We start from the raw sequence: 17,367 nt of genomic DNA on the forward strand, positions 1-17,367 counted from the left end.
AAACCTCACTTAAATACATTTCTTTTCAATTTATGAAGGGTTAACTCCACTGATAGGAGGATCATTGTCATCACAATTATTGCAATAGCTAAGATCACAACTACATCTATTCGGAAAGTTATACCTTCTAGACTAACAGCATGTGCAATAGCCCAATAGCCAATTGCAGCAGTTAGAAGCGATACGATTGTCATGCTCGCTGTTTCAGTATACAAATAAGACCTTAAGTTACCGCGAGTAGCACCTAGCAAAAACAATATATTCCACTTATCGCGCTCCTTAATGAGCTTAAAGCTGTATAGCTGAATAAAACTAAGAACCGAGTAGAGAACTAAAAAAACCGTAACCAGACTTGCTACTAAGATGAAGAACATAATACCCTGGTATCTCGACTGAGCAATTGGTTCCCGTTCTACTGGTCCATACGGTTTTAATTCTTCTAACACTATTGATGTGGAATCCTTATCAATCTCTAATGAACCTACCCGAACCCCGTCAATCTTGTTATATGCCTGCTCGAAATCTGCATGGGGAATATAAACACGGTCAACTAAACTTACTTGCTCCACACCAATAACGGTATAGACTTTCTTATTAATTTCAATGAACTCACCAACAACGCTCTCAGCACTGCGATTGGGGAACACTTTTTTGGCTGCATTAACAGTCAAAACTGTCTCACCTTCCCTTAACTGCTCAAAGGGAAAACCATAGAAATAGGGATAGTCTTCATTAACACCCCATAACGGCAAAACAACAACGTGCGATCCGAATTTCACCTGATCATCAGTCGTAGCGAAATAGGAAAATCGCTGAACCTTTGACTCTGCTCGCCACTCCCTTTCAAGTTTAGCCAAAGTACTGAGTGAAACCGGATATGTTAGCATAATTGTTGTTGTTCCGTTTTCCCTCTCCACTTGCTCCCGTACTGTATGATAGCTTCCATTCAAAAAAGAAAATATGACAGTAACTAGCATAAGTGAAATTGCCATTTGTAAGGTTAGAACTGTCATAACCGTTTTATTTCGTAGCATTGATTTATACAATAGCTTTATGTACATTTGAAGTTTCATTCACATTCCCCTTAATCACATATATAAATAGGATATGAAGCAGTTATTTTCTCATCAACTATTAGCTCTATCGTATAATTCCCGCATTTTGTTATTACAGCCTTCATAGGTGTACTGAAATCTACCCCTTGAACTTGTTCTGGAATACGTCTATTATAAAGAATAACTTTTTCTGTGTGAGCAAAACGCCTTTTTGCACTATCCTTTAATTGCAGTTCAACCTCATAGGTTTTGGCAGGCTCAATGTTAAACAGTTTGATGAACACATAAAATTCGATTACTTTTGGCATAGTTGAAATATCTAATCTATTAATAACACGCCCTAAAATATGACAAGACTCTTCTTTATTAAATTCAATACTATCACAACAAAGTAATTGTGAATTCATTTAGACATCTCCCCTTTTCGAAAATTGAGAATCCATATTTTTGATATAGAATAATATATCACTTGACACATTGATAATCCCTTGATTTAGCAGTAAACCTTGATTGTTATAAATCCTAATAGCAGGAGTTTCATAAACATGAAAATATTCAGCCATATTTGAATTAGTCATTGTCAATACTGGAAAAGTCCAACCAAAATATTTTACCATTTCATAGTTATCTTCAACTTCGCCATTTGTTATTAAGACCAAATCCAGCCCATGTTGCAAAAGCCCCTCTATATCTGGAAGTAACTCAATACACCTTTTACAATATAGAGAGACAAAGACGAATAAAACTTCTTTTTCTCTAAAAGCATTGTTCAGCTCTAGCAAAGCACCGTCAAAATTATACAAATTAATGTTAGGCAGTTTATCCATATGTAATCGCCCTTTCTCTTTCTTCTAAATGCAATATACTTGATTGTTTCTCCCAAATTCTTTTATAAACTCCACTCTCGTTACGAAGTAGCTCCTTATGGGTCCCTGATTCTTCAATTCGCCCATCTTTCATGAGAATTATAAAATCTGCATTATTTGTTATATTTATACGATGTGTTATAACAATAACTGTCTTACTTTTGTCAAAAAATATATCTTCCAAATAGTTCATTTCACTTTCAGGGTCAATTGCAGCAGTAGGCTCATCTAATAATAAGAAATTAGATTCATTATAATATCCTCTTGCTAAAACTAGTTTTTGCCACTGACCACCAGATAAATTAACTGATCCTTTTGTTAGATATCCTAGCCGTGTTGTTAAACCATCGGGTAAAATATGCAAATCTTTAAAGCCTGCTCGATGGATTGCTTTTAGTAATTTTTCACTATCCTCATTATCCTCATCTCTACCAAAAGTAATATTTTCCTTAACAGTTAGCATGTACTTTGTGAAATCCTGAAATGCTACAAACATATTTTTATATAGTGTTGATTTATTTATACAATGTTGACTTGCTCCATCATAAAAAATTGTATTCTCAGGAGCTTCGTATAAACCAGCGATCAGCTTAAGTAATGTTGATTTTCCTGAACCATTCTCACCTAATATGACTACCTTCTGCCCCTTCTTTATTTTCAGATTTATATTATCTAACGAATTTCTAATAGAGTTAGGATATCTAAAAGAAAGGTTTTTAATCTCTATTTCGTTATTAAATTGAAAGGCAGATTTTTGTTCATTGTCGTTTTCAACGTCTATCTCTTTTCTAATAAACTTTTGAAAATCTTGAATATAAAAAGTGTCCTCAACACCTTGAACTATATTTCTAATTAGAGTAGTCATACTACTATCTGCTAAGTTCAATGCCAAAGTTAATGCAAAATAATCTCCGAGAGTTAGTCTATTTTCACTCAGCAAAACTATAATCATTATGACAACAGCCGCTAGACTTATTTGTGAAAATAAATGTTGACCTAAATTGTTTTTGACTTTTATCAAGTGGAGTTTTCTTCTAAGATTCTGTACCTGATAGTTGACATCATTCCACTTTTTAAGAAGAAAATCATTAATTCCATACACTTTCAGCTCTTTTTGGGTAGGTACGTTGGTCAATAAATTATAAAAATATTGAGGCTCACGCTCATGTTCTTGCAAATCTCTAGTGAGCTCCACTTTTTTGTTAACTATTTTTGATATAATTATCGCTTTACATAAAGCAATGGCACCAACAGATAACCCTAAATATAAAGAATACTGGAATAAAAAAAGCAATGTAGTAACAGATGTAAGAATACTTTCGCCCATTTGTATAAATCCGCGAAAATACCCAAAATACATCGTTACACCTCTGGAAGCAATACTCAACTCAGATTGAAAAACTGAATGTTCCTTCTCACGTAAGCTGATTCTTTGAGTAGCTTTAATCAATTTTTCCTGATTTAATAATGATATTTTAAAAGCATACTCTTCATACTTTAATTCCTGATAATCGGCAATTATATTTTTAACTAGATTAAGTAGTGTAATAAGTAAGAATATTAGAACACTCAACTTAAATTGGGTATTATTTAAGCTATTAATAAGCCACTTAGAAGTATGTATATTAGCTAGAGCAGCAAGGGAGAAAAACAAGCTAAATAATACCCCCATCACTACAATTCCTTTTTTGTAATGGTAAATATCTCTTACTACTTTTATAGTTGTCCAAATATATGTTAAAATAATTTTATAGTACCTCATTATAATAAACCTCAAGTAATGGACTTATTGCTTTTTTTAAACTTTCAATAGAATCAAAAGGGCGTCCGGATACTATCTGCCCATCTGAATTAATCCCTAAGGCATACGGAACACCTGGTATTCCAAGCTGACGTATAATATGGAAAATATTAGCGCGTACTATTTCTACTTGATTAAGAAATAGACGTTGTTGTTCTACATCCTCTTTTGTACCATCTGTAAATAGGATATACTGGAATTCAGGATAAAGTTTAGTTAGCAATTGAATTGAATCAATTTTACACACGCTACAAGAAACACTAATTATGAAGATAACTGACCCTTTTTCACTTATGTTGAAGCAAAATGCATTGTCAATCGGGTCTTCATCAACTTGCAAATCTTGGGGAACATAACTCCCAACTTCAAACTGAGTTATAGGATTACTTTTTAAAAACTTTAAATGAGAACTCAATTTGTTAATCTCACTCATAAATATCTGCTCCTTTCTCTAACCGTCATAAGAAAATCAGCTAGGCATAATTATATGCCTAGCTACAGGTTTGCTAGTGTCTTATACTTACAAATTCCCTTCTTTTTCACCATGCATAAATGTTTTAGCAACAAGTATTCATATCTCTAGTATGAGAGTAGTAATCAGAAGTTGTTCCAGTACTATTGTCTTTACATACATCGTAAAGATGTTCTACATTTGAACGAGTACTATCCAAAGGATACCAAGTACACCAACCGTTATTTACGCACAAAACTACCCCTTTACTAGCAACTTTCATTGTTCCAGAAGGACATGCCATAGTTATCACCTCCTTTCAATTACAAAGTACTTTTATAATTTATTTCAAAAAATGAAATTATTAACTTTTTAAATAATCACAAACCATTTAATGCATTTTCTATTTGTAAAAACTCTTTAATAAATTTTATTTCAAGAATTTTAACTCCTTTTTTAACCAATATGAAGCTATCATTCTTTACACTGAACCATTCTTTTAATTCAATATGAGGAATTACAAGATGTTGTGCCCATTGCTTTTTTTGCAAAGAAGCATACCATAACGGTGCTTCTAAAACTATTATCATTGGTCTACAAGTATTTTCACCTAATATCCTCGCTATTTCTTCAAAGAAGGCTGTTTCCATTGATAAATATAAAACTGGGTAGCCCTCGTCCACTTCTACAAATCCTTCTTCTTTCAATCTTCTAAGTAATTGATACTTTTTTTCGTATTTTTTTTGATTCAATTTTTGCCTCACCACAAACAGTAAAGCAGATAATAATATTAATAGCATCAAAGCAATCATAATATTGTCATTCCCTTATCTTTGCTTTTTATAATACCTTGAACAAATTCCATACATAGGATGAAAATGATTATTGATAGAAGAAAAATCAAACTTGTTTGAATTGTGTCGTTTCTTTCAGGTAAAAAGGCTCTAATGACAGCAAGTACAATAAAACAAATGTTTCTGGTTAAAGGCATACGATTTAACCATTCTATTTTCCCAAAACAGTGACATTTGCTAGTACCTTGTTTTCTTTTTTTATACAATTGAGCAAAACAAAAACAAGTAAATAAAACAACTGCTCCTATACTGCTAGCCATAACATATTTACCTAAGACAAACATTATAGCTAAACTTCCTTCGATCCCTAAAACGACTCCTAAGATAATACCCGTATAATGAAATCGGATTAAGCCGTATGAGAATATATCATAACGAGCATTATTATAGTCTATAACTTTCATGTATAGTGCAGTTAAGAGAATAAATGCTAATCCAACATCAAGCACATAAACCATTTCAATTCTAACTCCCTATTTATTAAATATTTTACTGAAAATGAATGCTTCTATAAATCTTGACATATCCATAATTAATTTGCTCTATTACATGTCAAAGAATTTTTTCAACACGTACCTCCTTCAGCATATAAGTTCATCACCAAAATTTAGGTTAAGACTATTTTAAAATCTAGTAGATATTTGGCTAAAACAGCTCATAGTGTGCCTTCTAGAAAGCACATATTGGAGTGCTTAATATAATTTCAAATAATGGTAAAAAATAATTTGATTTACTAAATCATAACAAAATATAATAAAAAAAAAATCCGTAAATCCCGCCATGTTTTTGCGGGATTTACCTATTCAATGATATACAGTAATAATAATATTTTACTATTGCTTATTTTTATAGTATTATAATAGGGAAAAATTTGATTATTAGTGAGGTTTTTGGAAATGAATCAAAAATTATGGGAAGTTATTCAATTATTTAAGAAAAAAAAGGAGCTTACTATAGAGGATTGGATCTACGCAGAATCAGTACTAGAGCCAGAGGTATTTCAATTATTAACATTACAACGTGATGGAAAGATGGTTATAGGCTCACCAGGTTGGAAATAGATATGCGTACTACTATTCAATTTATTATTAAAGATATCTTACTTACCAGTGGCTTAGAGTATGATATCCAAAAGCTTACTTTACAATTATTACATCAAAGTGGGAAAATATTTAGTCAAAATAAAGAGGATTTTACTTGGGGAGAATTTTCTTACTATGTATTCTCTCTCTTAACTGAAACTGAAGTATCACATACTACAAAAATGAAACAAGCTGCTGGGATTGAATTATTAATGCTGGCTACAGATTTATTTGACGATGTTATAGATCATGACAACAGTTTAGACACTCCTATAGCCAAACCCCAATTATTAATGCTTGGAAATTTATTACTAGTGGAGGCATTGCATTTGCTAATGCCAAATACTGCTTCCTCTACATCAGATCGATTTGCTATTATTCACCGCTATTTACGCACTGCTGGTAATGGGCAATGGCTAGATTTCCATCTTACTATGGAACATCCAGCAGCAACAGAGGAGCAGTATTTTCATATTGTCCAACAAAAGTCTTGTTCATTTCTACAACTTATATTTGAATTACATAGTTCAACTGTTCCATCTCCTATTTTGCAAGAAATCGCTATTTATATTGGTTACGGCTTACAACTTCAAAATGATATATGCGATATTTTTGCTGATCATAAAAGTGATTTACTTCACCAAAAAGCTACACTTCCTTTAATTAAAGCCGTACAGCATAGTAATACATATGATCATGGTTGGTTATTGAAACAGCTACAATTAATCCGTAGTCAAGATGTAGCTACAAAGCATTTAACTACAATTAGAGAGTATATATATCAAACAGGAGCTATTGACTACTGCTCTATTTTAGCAAAATATTATACAAAAAAAGCTAAATCATTATTACAACACTATTTTAATGATAAATCACCCTATATAAAACAGATTATTCACTTAATAGATTAAAGGAGAATTCATTATATTGTATCAGCGTATTTTATTATTTCTTGTCTTGTCTAGTCTTTGGATTTTCGCAGTTATCCGCACACAACCTTTTCATCTAGTCAATGCACAAATCCATCGAAATGACTACCTTAATGCGATATTGCTTATTTTATATAATCATTCAACAAATTTTATTGGTCTATTATTTTTATGCATTGGCTTTTACGCTTATCTAAAAAAGCCTAAAGCTGTGATCGTTCAACGTTTTTTTCAATTGATGTGTATCACTGGTATAGCCATAACTTATGCTAAACTATCAAGTTATCAAATTCAGATTGCATCTTCCATTGAAACATTGGCAATTAGTCTAGCACCTTTTTTTCTTATGCATTTTTTTGAATACTTTCCTATCCCTAAAGCAAGAAATCATTTATCATTCTTTAAATGGTTAACTTTAATAATAGCGATAGCGATTACTATTTTAGACATAGTTCTATTAACACCTTGGGCGGCAACTCTTATACCGATTATGATCATTCTCAATATTTTGATTTCCATTATATTATGTAGCTATTTTCTTAGTAGACAATGGTTGTCACATACAAAATGGGTGCAGAATCAATTGCGTATATTGGTCATTAGCCTTGTCCTATCTTTTACACCTGTTTTAATAAGTATGATTCAACTCTCTATTTTCCATCTTCCAAGTGTGCCCTATGAATTTTCGATTATTTCCATTACTCTGTTCCCTATTACACTTGCTTATTTATTAACAAAACAGGAAATTATAAATTTCAGTTACCTTATCAGACAACTATTTCCTGTATTTTTAGCCTGTCTGATCACATCTGCTATCTTAATAGGATTATTACAATTTTCTACTCAACAGTTCACAGCCTTTATCGTTGGCGGAGGAATATTTACATTTTTTTATAAATTATTTAAACACATCGAAGAAAAGCAGATGGTGGCAAAGCTTCAAGCCATCCAGCAAGAAAAACAGCATATTTTGAACCAAATGAATTCAGAAGCATTTTTGCCCATCTGTGCTAAACGTATTGCACAATTACTTCATAAAATGTTTGATGTAGAAGGTGTATGTATCATATGGTCACAGCCTACTCCAGCAATTCTTTATGATTCAGGCTTATTTCAACATTCTCCAACAGCTCAGCAAGATATACAATACTACCTACAACAACAGCAAAATCATGCTGAAATTTTGAAACAATCACTTTACCACACACTGCCGCTAAGGAATGGTACAGAAATTAACGGTATTATTATTGTAGGTCGCAAAAGTAATTTCACCAAATGGGAAAAAGAGGAGCTAACATTACTAAAAAATATTCATGTAGAGGCAGTACAATTATTTGCTAGTGCACTAACCATCCAAAAAATAGATAAAATTACACAGGAAGCACAACAAACCTCACAGCAACTTACAAACTATAATCGACAATTACTAGAGGCGATCGAGGAGGAGCGTAAACAATTATCACTTTTTCTTCATGATGATGTTTTACAGCAACTATTATTAGTAGTACGTAAAATACAGATAGGTTCAGTTGACACAATCGAGCAGCCGTTAGTAGAAACTATTACAACTATTCGTACTATGTGTCATGATTTGCATCCAATAATGGTGGAAGATTTAGGGCTCGGTTTAAGTATCCAGTCCTTACAGCAAAAAATTCAACAACAACACGCTATTGATGTGCACCTAACATATGATATAGAAGATGAACGTATCCCCTCTTTTTTTGCAGTTCACTTATTTCGTATGCTAAAGGAGCTCCTCAATAATAGTATAAAACATGCAGAAGCAACACACATTCATATCGCTCTTTACGATAAACAGCATGAGCTAGTAATGGTTGTAGCTGATAATGGAAAGGGCTTTGCTATTCCTGAACAACAGACATTGCATGCAGGGGAACACTTTGGGTTGTTGACTATTCAAAAAAAGGTAGAGCAACTAGATGGGGAATTTATAATAGAATCCCAGTTCAACCAACATACAACCGCTACAATCACATTACCATTGAAATGGAGTGAACAGCATGTCCATTAAAGTATTATTAGTAGATGATCATTTATTATTAGTAGAAAGCCTAAAAACAATACTAGAAGCTGAGCCAACTATTCACGTAGTTGGTACGATCACTGACCCCTCGCAACTTTTAGAGGATATCTTATCATTACAGCCTGACGTACTCTTAATGGATATTCGCATCAAGACATATAATGGGCTAAACTTAACAAAAGCTATTATAAAAAGTATACCTACGATGCCGATTATTATCTTATCCGGCTACGATGATGATGCCTATATTCAAGCTGCACAAAATGCTGGAGCTAAAGCCTTTATAAAAAAAGAACAGTCTAATGAGGATTTAATTGCGACAGTGAAGAAGGTCTATGCGGGATATACTTTGTTTCCTTCCTTTGAAAAAACACTACTTACACCAAAAGAGCTAGAAGTTTTACAGCTTATTGTAGCAGAAAAAACAAGTGAAGTTATTAGTAAAGAGCTTTCTATTAGTAAGAGGACTGTAGAACATCATATTTCCTCTATTCTACGAAAACTGGGTGTTCAATCACGTGTAGGTGCTGTTGTAAAAGCACTGGAACAAGGCTTAGTTAACAACACAGAAAAGCCGTAAGGAAAAGTAATACCTTCCTTACAGCCTTCGTCTAATCTATACTTTATTATTGTGCATGAAATTCTCTTCCATCATAAACAGCTGTGACATAGCCTGCACGAATGACAAAGTCTCCAAAATGCTCGCCCTCTAAACGCTCCTTGGCAAAATGCAGAAGAATTGGACGTAGCTCTGCTAAAATTTCCTCTTCGCCAATATTTTCACGATAGATTTTATTTAATCGGTTGCCTGTAAAACTTGCACCTAGATACATATTGTATTTTCCTGGTCCTTTACCAATAAAGCCGATTTCACCCATGGCTGCACGTGAACAGCCATTTGGACAGCCAGACATGCGAATAACAATTTCTGTTTCATTTAATCCCGCTTCATCGATAATGGCATCTATTTTTGTAATAAGAGATGGTAAATAGCGTTCTGCTTCTGCCATGGCTAAGCCACATGTCGGTAACGAGACACAGGCAATGGAATTACGACGTAAAGCAGAGTAATGCGCACCGTCTGTTAGTTTGTATTGTTCAATAAGTGTATTAATTTTTTTCTTTTTCTGAGGTGTTACATTGCTAATCATTAAGTTTTGATTCGGTGTTAAACGAAAATCGCCCGTATGCACCTTGGCTATTTCACGTAATCCTGTTAACAACTGATAATCTTCAAAGTCTTTTAAACGACCATTTTGAATAAATAACGTATAATGCCAATGACCATCTGTCCCTTTAATCCAGCCAAATTCATCACCTGTACGTTCAAATGTATAGGGACGAGCCTGCTGAATTTCCCAGCCTAGACGACGCGTTAATTCTTCTTGGAACCATTCAAGTCCTCTCGCATCGATTGTGTATTTAAAGCGTGCATTTTTACGGACAGAGCGATTCCCATAATCACGTTGGATCGTAATTATTTTTTCTGCAGTTTCCAGTAATTTATCTGGCGTTATAAAGCCAATTTCACGAGCAAGCTGTGGATAGGTTTCATGATCACCATGCGTCATGCCCATGCCTCCACCAACCGCTACATTAAAGCCAATAAGCTGATTATCTTCAACGATGGCAATCAGTCCAATATCTTGCGAAAAAACATCCACATCATTACTCGGTGGAATCGCAATCCCAATTTTAAATTTACGTGGCAAATATTGAGCTCCGTAAATCGGTTCAATTTCTACATCCTGACTATCTACTACCTTTTCTCCATCCAACCACAATTCATGATAAGCGCGTGTTCGTGGCAGTAAATGCTCACTTAGTTTAGCAGACCAATTATAAACCTCTTCATGTAATGCAGATTGATTGGGATTGACATTACACATCACATTACGGTTTACATCCCCACAGGCCGCAAGAGAATCCAATAGCACGTCATTGATTTCCTGCATATATTTTTTGACATTCCATTTTAAAATGCCATGTACTTGAAATGCTTGACGTGTTGTTAATTTTAAAGAGCCATTGCCATACTTTCTAGCCATTTCATCCATCACAAGCCATTGTGATGGTGTGGCTGCTCCACCTGGTGTTCGTACACGCACCATAAATTGATAAGCCGGTTCTAGCTTTTGTCGCTGACGTTCATTACGAAGATCTCGATCATCCTGTAAGTAACTACCATGGAATTTCATTAAGCGATTATCATCCTCTGGAATACCAGAGCTTAATGGATTATTCATGGTACGTTCGAGCGTTCCACGTAGGTAATTACTTTCGGTCTTAATACGCTCTACATCACTTGGTTTCCCAGGCTGTGGAGGTAAAACTATTTTTTCTGTCATTCTTTATCGCTCCTTTAATCCATTATATCTCAGTTTATGGCGCATATCTGAGGCTGCGCTTGCTAGCAAAGATATAAGCTCCTGAATAGGAAAGGTTTTCTACCACTTCTATGGGAATTTGTGCTGAATTCAATTAATAAACGTCACGTTGGTAGCGTTTTTGCTGTTTTAATTCATTCACATAGGCTTTTGCTTCCTCTAGTGTTTTCTGCCCTTGTTGCTCAATGATTCGATGAATACTTGCATCCACATCAGATGCCATTGATTTTTCGTCACCACATACATAAATGACTGCCCCCTGCTCTAGCCATTCATAAAAACTTGCCGCATTTTCTAGCAATTTATGTTGAACATAGACTTTTTTGTCGGTGTCACGTGAAAAGGCTACATGCATGTGACTTAACGTGCCATCAGCAAGCCAACGTTGCCAATCCGTTTGATAGAGGAAATCCGTAACAAAATGCTGATCACCAAAGATGAGCCATGCTTTCCCCTCAATCCCTAACTCTTCTCGCTCCTCTAGGAAAGCTCGATATGGTGCAACACCTGTGCCTGCACCAATCATAATAATTGGTGTTTCATTATTCTCTGGCAACCTGAAATTCGGGTTTTTATGAACATAGATTGGTAATGTATCACCAATTTGAATGCGTTCTGCCACACTTCCAGAGCAAACACCAAGACGTTGTCTACCAGCTGTCTCATAACTTACCTTACCAATCGTTAAATGAACCTCTTCGCTATTGGCCTTTTGGCTACTAGCAATAGAATAAAGTCGCGCTGGAATTTTACGTAGCAACTCTACAAACTGCTGTGCACTCCAAGTAAATGGTGTAAACGCCTCTACTAGATCCAGTAAGTCTCTTCCTTTTGCATAGTCCTTCCATGCATTTGGTTCTTCAAATAGCTTAGAAAATTCTTTATGCTCTGTATAAGCAGCAATTTTCTCGAGTAACGGCTTAGATAACACCGTAATTTCTAATTTTTTCTGTAGTGCATCTTTTATTGATATTATTTCATCAAAAACAGTCACTTCTGTCTCTGAATCGAATTGAAGTGCTGTCAGCAATGCATTGACTAATTGTTCATCGTTCTCGGGCAGAATACCAATGCTATCTCCAGGTTCAAATTGGAAATTAGCTCCCTCAATAGATAATTCAAGATGACGCGTCTCTTTGTTTGAGCCACGACCATTTAGGTTCATATTTTCAAGTACTTCAGCGTAAAATGGATTTTTTCTTGAATATGTAGATGCTTCAAGTACTTGCGCGCCTTCATTCTGTGCTGAAGTAGACGTTCCTGAAGTTGTCTGCTGAAGAAATTCCTGTTGAACCCCAGAGAACCACTGTGCAGCTGCGTCATCATAATCCACATCGCAATCAATTCGAGGAGCCATTCTTATTGCCCCTAATTTTGCAAATTGCTCATCGAAGTCCTTACCTGTCTTACAGAAAAATTCATAGGAGCTATCCCCTAAGGCAAGGACCGAATACTGTAGGTGCTCTAGTTTAGGCGCACGTTTGCTATGCAAAAATTCATAAAATTGTATCGCTTGATCTGGTGGATCTCCCTCTCCATGTGTACTCACAATAAGTAATAGATTGTTAATCTTTTTTAAATTACTTGCTTTAAATTTCCCTAATGATGAGACAGTTACATCTACCTGTTGTGCTTTTAAAGCTGCTGCATATTTTTCAGCTAACCCTTGACTATTGCCCGTTTGGGAACCATATAAAATTGTTATTGTTTTTGTAACAGGTTGGGCTGCTGGTGGTGCCTGTTCAACAATTGCTTCAAGAGTTGCTTGGGGTGCACTTAAGTAGCCGTTTAGCCAAATTTTTTGTTCAATGGTTAATTTAGGGAGAAGCTCGTTTAATAACTTCACCTGCTCTTCATTAAATGGACTGTTTATTACTTGCAATTTCAATCTTTGCCACCTCACGAATCATCATCATTTCATATTTTTAAAATTATCGAAGCCTTATTTTTTCCTTTTTTTCAATCTGAACCACGTAAGAATTTTGAACAATCAATGTAATTGATCCGTGGCTCACAGTATTTAACATTTGGCGGACATTATCTAATGCTAGATTTACATTTTCAGTCCTTTTATCTACCATTACGAAACACCTTCCTCTTTAAAATGTAGTAATTTATCAATACGTTCCACTAACACTTTTTTTACATTGGCGTCATAGCCTAAGCTTTCACATAACATGATGTTTTGGCTATCAAAGCCTTGTAATCGCTTGGCAATACTTTGTCTTAAAATGCCTGTAAATAATAAATATGGGACAATAAAAACTTGCTGTTGCTTTCCTTTATCTTGCTGTAGCCAGTCTTCAAAGGTTGGTCCCATTCCATATAAGAAGCATGTATCAACTGCTTTATAGTGATATTTAGCACGTAGCCTTTTGGCGATTTTCGCCAAATCCCTCTTGACGGCTGGATCACTACTCCCACGTCCGATGAGTAAAACACTTGCATTGCTGTTAGGTTGCTGTTTTTCTATTATTCTAGCTTGTAACGTGTCAATTAATCGTTCATGTATGCCAAGGGGCTCCCCATATGTAAACTTTACATATGGATATTGTTTTTGAGCTTTAGCCATTTCTTTTGGAATATCTTGCTTTGCGTGTTGAGCAGCTAGTAGTAGAATAGGCATCACGGCAATCGCTGTTGCCCCTTTTTGAATACAGCTAGCAATGCCTTCTGCAATAGTCGGTGTTGCAAGCTCCAAAAAGCATATTTCCTGAATGGCTACATCCACTTCTTTTTGAACACCTTGAAGAAAGGTTACGGCTTGCTCTACCCCTTCCTTAACACGACTGCCATGTGCAATATATAAAATAGCCTGCATGATTCCACAACCTTATCCCGTTATTTGGATTGGCTGCGCTGGGCTTTGCTCAAACCACTGAATGGTTTCTCTTAGGGTCACAACCTTCCCTACTAATATGATGCTAGGGTTTTGAATATTTTCTGTACGCACGATTTCCTCAATTGTAGCTAAAGTACCCGTAACAGTTCTTTGCTTAGTAGAAACTGTTCCCCAATGAATAACAGCCACAGGCGTTTGCTCATCACGACCATATTTGAGTAATTGTTGACGGATATACGGTAGATTACCAACCCCCATATAAATGGCAATCGTATCAATCCCTTTTGCAAGACTTTCCCAACGTATAGCATCTTCTTTCCCGTCCTGCATATGCCCAGTAACCATAGCAAAGCTTGAGCCTAAGTCACGATGTGTGACAGGAATACCTGCATATGCTGGGGCTGCTATACCTGACGTAATACCAGGTACAATTTCAAAGGGAATTTGATGCTTCGCTAACACATCTGCTTCCTCTGCCCCTCTTCCAAAAACAAATGGGTCTCCTCCTTTTAATCTTGTGACGACATATCCTTGCTGAGCATAATCAACAAGTGTTTGGTTAATTTGCTCCTGAATCATGGCATGCTGCTGTGGCAATTTCCCGCAAAAGATTAATTTAGCGTCTTTCTTGGCATAGGCTAATAGCTCTTTATTAATGAGTCTGTCGTATAAAATGACGTCTGCACATTCAATACAACGTAATCCTTTGATCGTAATGAGGTCAACATCTCCAGGACCTGCACCGACGATATAAACTTTCCCCATTCTATTTCACTCCTTCTATCAATTACGCCTCATTGTTATGGCTTCCAGATTTTTTCGATTTTGCTCGAAAAGGCCCTCCCTATAGAAGCGAGATTCTTCTATACCCGACGCCCAGCTTTCGGTACAAAAAACATTTACTAAATGAAGATAAAGAAAAAAGGCCAATATTATCCTTAGGCACAAAAATGCCTATGAACAATAAAAGCCTCTAGTTTGCTAGTCAGCCACATATTTAATTCTTAGTAATATAATAAGAATAATAAATAATTTAGTATATTCTGTCAACACCAAATTTGCCACTTCGTAAGACACAATAAAAAACCAGCTGCCGATTTCAAGACCGACAACTGGTTGATCAGTTTATGTGCTTACCATGGTCTACGATAGCGCGGACCTGGTCTAAAATTTGGACCCGGTGGATATGGTCGATAGTTTGGATAATATGGATTGTAAGGATATTGATTAAATTGAGAGCCAAGGAAACTGCCTAAAAACCCACCAAAAAACGGTGCGCCAAATGGCCAAATAAAGCCGCCAAATCCTCCGCCTGGATAACCTCCGAAATTGCGCATATGCTACCTCCCCTTTTTACTCTATCGTATGTAGGAAGATACATCTATCATATGTAGAATGCCTATTCTATCGGGATTAGTGCATAAATCACAAAAAATCAGCGAGAATAAACTCTCGCTGATTGACAAGCTTTATTATTTTTCTTCCCCTAAACGTTGGACAAAATTCGCAAGCGTACGTACCATAACTCCTGTACCACCTTTAGGTCCTAAATCATGAACAGCTACTGCATCAGATGTGCCAGCAATATCTAGGTGAATCCACGGTGTATCACCAACGAATTCGCCTACAAAGCCTCCGCCGAAAATCATATGTCCATCACGACCTGGAGAGTTATTTAAATCAGCTACATCTGATTTACGAATTCGTTTTTTATCATTCTCTGTTAAAGGCATACGCCAAACAAATTCATCTGTCTCTTTTGCGGCTTCCATAAATGCTTCAAAAAATGCATCATCATTTGCAAGAGCACCTGTTTTATCCATACCTAGCGCAGTAATAACGCCTCCAGTTAAAGTCGCAACATCGATCAGTGATGTAGCCCCTTGCTGTTTAGCATATGTAGTTGCATCTGCCAGAACTAAACGCCCTTCTGCATCCGTATTTAATACTTCTACCGTTTTCCCACTGTACGTCGTAATCACATCATCTGGTTTAAACGCTGTATCAGACACCATATTATCTGTAGAACCGATAACGGCTACAACATTTTTATTTGGACGTAATTCACCGATAATTTTCATCGCACCAAGCACAGCAGCAGCGCCACCCATATCACCCTTCATACCAACCATGGAATCCTTTGGTTTTAAAGAATAGCCGCCTGTATCATACGTTACACCCTTACCAACAAGGCCAATCGGATCTTCAAAATCTTCAGTCGCTTTATATTTTAAGGTAATTAATCGTGGTTCTTCATAAGAGCCTTGGTTAACACTTAAAATACCACCCATACCTAGTTCCTCTAATTGGGCTTTATCTAAAATTTCTACTTCTAAATCATATTCCACAGCTAGAGATTGTGCATAATTAGCTAAATCCGTTGCTGTTAGTAGATTTGGCGGTAAATTAATTAAGCTACGAGCTTCATTGACAGCATCTGCATAAATTACACCTACTTCAAAGCTTGCTACAACCTCATCTAAATCCTCTGCTGTTGTCACAAGATGAACCGCATCAATACGTTTATCTACCTCGTTCGAAGTGGTTTTGTAATGAGGAACAGCATAATAGCCAAGGCCAATTCCTTCACCTGCTAAAAATGCTACATCTGCTGTTGAAATTGACTCTGTTGTAAATGATTCAACCCAAATGGAATACTCTTTCACTTTTAAAGATCTTAATTCTTTCCCTACTAAACCAAATGCTGCGCGAATATCACCTTCTGTTAGGTTTTTACGCTCATCCAAGCCTACAAATACAATACGTTTGAGGTTGGCATGGTCTTTCACAAATGGTAATTTTGTTAGTTTCTTTAATTCCGTTGAGACGTCCCCACCACTAATCCATGTATCAAGGGCCTCACCGTAAAATGATGAAAAGCTTGCCCAGTCCTGCATTTGTTCACGATGTTTTGTGACTCCCACCACTAATAGTTCAGTAGAAATCGTTTCAAATGTTTTTGCTTCTTTTACAATATGCATGTAAATTCCTCCATTCCATATACTATTATAACGAAGTTTCTGAAAAGCGCGTAATATTTGCCTATATCTTCT

At 35.7% G+C, this 17,367-nt stretch carries 18 protein-coding genes; 4 read left to right on the forward strand and 14 right to left on the reverse strand.

All coding sequences use genetic code 11. From position 1 onward, the window contains the following. Window positions 1–5: 5 nt before the first annotated feature. The 7 genes from MHB65_RS19160 to MHB65_RS19190 all read right to left on the reverse strand — a co-directional run bounded on the left by MHB65_RS19160 (window position 6) and on the right by MHB65_RS19190 (window position 5,485). On the reverse strand, window positions 6–1,073 hold the full coding sequence (locus MHB65_RS19160; RefSeq protein WP_342441373.1) for an ABC transporter permease: 1,068 nt from the start codon (window positions 1,071–1,073) through the stop codon (window positions 6–8). 11 nt (window positions 1,074–1,084) lie between these two features. Next, window positions 1,085–1,462, reverse strand: a complete 378-nt coding sequence (locus MHB65_RS19165; RefSeq protein ID WP_342441374.1) for a hypothetical protein — start codon at window positions 1,460–1,462, stop codon at window positions 1,085–1,087. Continuing rightward, on the reverse strand, window positions 1,463–1,882 hold the full coding sequence (locus MHB65_RS19170) for a hypothetical protein (protein ID WP_342441375.1): 420 nt from the start codon (window positions 1,880–1,882) through the stop codon (window positions 1,463–1,465). It abuts the gene before it with no gap. Further along, entirely contained in the window at window positions 1,875–3,683 is a 1,809-nt protein-coding gene (locus MHB65_RS19175; protein ID WP_342441376.1) for an ABC transporter ATP-binding protein, read from the reverse strand. The genes MHB65_RS19170 and MHB65_RS19175 overlap by 8 nt, the downstream gene beginning before the upstream one ends. Next, the gene (locus MHB65_RS19180) at window positions 3,670–4,155 is read right to left on the reverse strand and encodes a hypothetical protein (RefSeq protein ID WP_342441377.1); all 486 of its coding nucleotides are present in this window, start codon (window positions 4,153–4,155) and stop codon (window positions 3,670–3,672) included. The genes MHB65_RS19175 and MHB65_RS19180 overlap by 14 nt, the downstream gene beginning before the upstream one ends. A 398-nt stretch (window positions 4,156–4,553) precedes the next feature. Then, a complete protein-coding gene (locus tag MHB65_RS19185) occupies window positions 4,554–4,985 on the reverse strand; it encodes a hypothetical protein (protein ID WP_342441378.1) in 432 nt (143 codons plus the stop codon). Next, window positions 4,982–5,485 (reverse strand): MauE/DoxX family redox-associated membrane protein, encoded by a 504-nt coding sequence (locus MHB65_RS19190; protein ID WP_342441379.1) that lies wholly within the window; start codon window positions 5,483–5,485, stop codon window positions 4,982–4,984. Before MHB65_RS19190 ends, MHB65_RS19185 begins: the two co-directional genes overlap by 4 nt. 438 nt (window positions 5,486–5,923) lie before the next feature. Here MHB65_RS19190 and MHB65_RS19195 point away from each other — a divergent pair, with 438 nt between their 5' ends. From MHB65_RS19195 to MHB65_RS19210, 4 genes are read left to right on the forward strand one after another with little or no spacing between them, the layout of a single operon-like run. Continuing rightward, a complete protein-coding gene (locus tag MHB65_RS19195) occupies window positions 5,924–6,088 on the forward strand; it encodes a hypothetical protein (RefSeq protein WP_342441380.1) in 165 nt (54 codons plus the stop codon). Between the two features lie 2 nt (window positions 6,089–6,090). Beyond that, window positions 6,091–7,020 carry a polyprenyl synthetase family protein gene (locus tag MHB65_RS19200; protein WP_342441381.1) on the forward strand — a complete coding sequence of 310 codons (930 nt, stop codon included), beginning with the start codon at window positions 6,091–6,093 and terminating at the stop codon, window positions 7,018–7,020. A 16-nt stretch (window positions 7,021–7,036) separates the two neighbouring features. After that, a complete protein-coding gene (locus MHB65_RS19205; protein ID WP_342441382.1) occupies window positions 7,037–9,073 on the forward strand; it encodes an ATP-binding protein in 2,037 nt (678 codons plus the stop codon). Then, window positions 9,063–9,665 carry a response regulator transcription factor gene (locus MHB65_RS19210; protein ID WP_342441383.1) on the forward strand — a complete coding sequence of 201 codons (603 nt, stop codon included), beginning with the start codon at window positions 9,063–9,065 and terminating at the stop codon, window positions 9,663–9,665. The genes MHB65_RS19205 and MHB65_RS19210 overlap by 11 nt, the downstream gene beginning before the upstream one ends. Before the next feature lie 46 nt (window positions 9,666–9,711). On the opposite strand, the gene cysI is transcribed toward MHB65_RS19210, so the two are convergent. The 7 genes from cysI to MHB65_RS19245 all read right to left on the reverse strand — a co-directional run bounded on the left by cysI (window position 9,712) and on the right by MHB65_RS19245 (window position 17,295). Further along, window positions 9,712–11,433 carry an assimilatory sulfite reductase (NADPH) hemoprotein subunit gene (gene cysI, locus MHB65_RS19215; RefSeq protein WP_342441384.1) on the reverse strand — a complete coding sequence of 574 codons (1,722 nt, stop codon included), beginning with the start codon at window positions 11,431–11,433 and terminating at the stop codon, window positions 9,712–9,714. 133 nt (window positions 11,434–11,566) lie between these two features. Next, window positions 11,567–13,360 (reverse strand): assimilatory sulfite reductase (NADPH) flavoprotein subunit, encoded by a 1,794-nt coding sequence (locus tag MHB65_RS19220; protein WP_342441385.1) that lies wholly within the window; start codon window positions 13,358–13,360, stop codon window positions 11,567–11,569. 43 nt (window positions 13,361–13,403) lie between these two features. Next, the gene (locus MHB65_RS19225) at window positions 13,404–13,553 is read right to left on the reverse strand and encodes a YezD family protein (protein ID WP_205445216.1); all 150 of its coding nucleotides are present in this window, start codon (window positions 13,551–13,553) and stop codon (window positions 13,404–13,406) included. After that, complete coding sequence (locus MHB65_RS19230) at window positions 13,553–14,293, reverse strand: sirohydrochlorin chelatase (protein WP_342441386.1); 741 nt, start codon at window positions 14,291–14,293, stop codon at window positions 13,553–13,555. Before MHB65_RS19230 ends, MHB65_RS19225 begins: the two co-directional genes overlap by 1 nt. Before the next feature lie 12 nt (window positions 14,294–14,305). Continuing rightward, entirely contained in the window at window positions 14,306–15,079 is a 774-nt protein-coding gene (cobA, locus tag MHB65_RS19235) for a uroporphyrinogen-III C-methyltransferase (protein ID WP_342441387.1), read from the reverse strand. A 368-nt stretch (window positions 15,080–15,447) separates the two neighbouring features. Further along, window positions 15,448–15,651: a uroporphyrin-III methyltransferase gene (locus MHB65_RS19240; protein WP_205445221.1), complete on the reverse strand. Its 204-nt coding sequence runs from the start codon at window positions 15,649–15,651 to the stop codon at window positions 15,448–15,450. Window positions 15,652–15,786: 135 nt separating this feature from the next. Beyond that, window positions 15,787–17,295, reverse strand: coding sequence for a leucyl aminopeptidase (locus MHB65_RS19245; protein ID WP_342441388.1), 1,509 nt, complete (start codon window positions 17,293–17,295; stop codon window positions 15,787–15,789). Window positions 17,296–17,367: the final 72 nt, after the last annotated feature.

Origin of the sequence: Lysinibacillus sp. FSL K6-0075, assembly GCF_038592945.1 — a bacterium.
Classification (GTDB): domain Bacteria; phylum Bacillota; class Bacilli; order Bacillales_A; family Planococcaceae; genus Lysinibacillus; species Lysinibacillus fusiformis_F.

Coding starts and splice junctions, on each gene's coding strand:
- MHB65_RS19160 (WP_342441373.1), bottom strand. CDS start 1,073: ATGAAACTTCAAATGTACATAAAGCTATTGTATAAATCAATGCTACGA.
- MHB65_RS19165 (WP_342441374.1), bottom strand. CDS start 1,462: ATGAATTCACAATTACTTTGTTGTGATAGTATTGAATTTAATAAAGAA.
- MHB65_RS19170 (WP_342441375.1), bottom strand. CDS start 1,882: ATGGATAAACTGCCTAACATTAATTTGTATAATTTTGACGGTGCTTTG.
- MHB65_RS19175 (WP_342441376.1), bottom strand. CDS start 3,683: ATGAGGTACTATAAAATTATTTTAACATATATTTGGACAACTATAAAA.
- MHB65_RS19180 (WP_342441377.1), bottom strand. CDS start 4,155: ATGAGTGAGATTAACAAATTGAGTTCTCATTTAAAGTTTTTAAAAAGT.
- MHB65_RS19185 (WP_342441378.1), bottom strand. CDS start 4,985: ATGATTGCTTTGATGCTATTAATATTATTATCTGCTTTACTGTTTGTG.
- MHB65_RS19190 (WP_342441379.1), bottom strand. CDS start 5,485: ATGGTTTATGTGCTTGATGTTGGATTAGCATTTATTCTCTTAACTGCA.
- MHB65_RS19195 (WP_342441380.1), top strand. CDS start 5,924: ATGAATCAAAAATTATGGGAAGTTATTCAATTATTTAAGAAAAAAAAG.
- MHB65_RS19200 (WP_342441381.1), top strand. CDS start 6,091: ATGCGTACTACTATTCAATTTATTATTAAAGATATCTTACTTACCAGT.
- MHB65_RS19210 (WP_342441383.1), top strand. CDS start 9,063: ATGTCCATTAAAGTATTATTAGTAGATGATCATTTATTATTAGTAGAA.
- cysI (WP_342441384.1), bottom strand. CDS start 11,433: ATGACAGAAAAAATAGTTTTACCTCCACAGCCTGGGAAACCAAGTGAT.
- MHB65_RS19225 (WP_205445216.1), bottom strand. CDS start 13,553: ATGGTAGATAAAAGGACTGAAAATGTAAATCTAGCATTAGATAATGTC.
- MHB65_RS19230 (WP_342441386.1), bottom strand. CDS start 14,293: ATGCAGGCTATTTTATATATTGCACATGGCAGTCGTGTTAAGGAAGGG.
- cobA (WP_342441387.1), bottom strand. CDS start 15,079: ATGGGGAAAGTTTATATCGTCGGTGCAGGTCCTGGAGATGTTGACCTC.
- MHB65_RS19240 (WP_205445221.1), bottom strand. CDS start 15,651: ATGCGCAATTTCGGAGGTTATCCAGGCGGAGGATTTGGCGGCTTTATT.
- MHB65_RS19245 (WP_342441388.1), bottom strand. CDS start 17,295: ATGCATATTGTAAAAGAAGCAAAAACATTTGAAACGATTTCTACTGAA.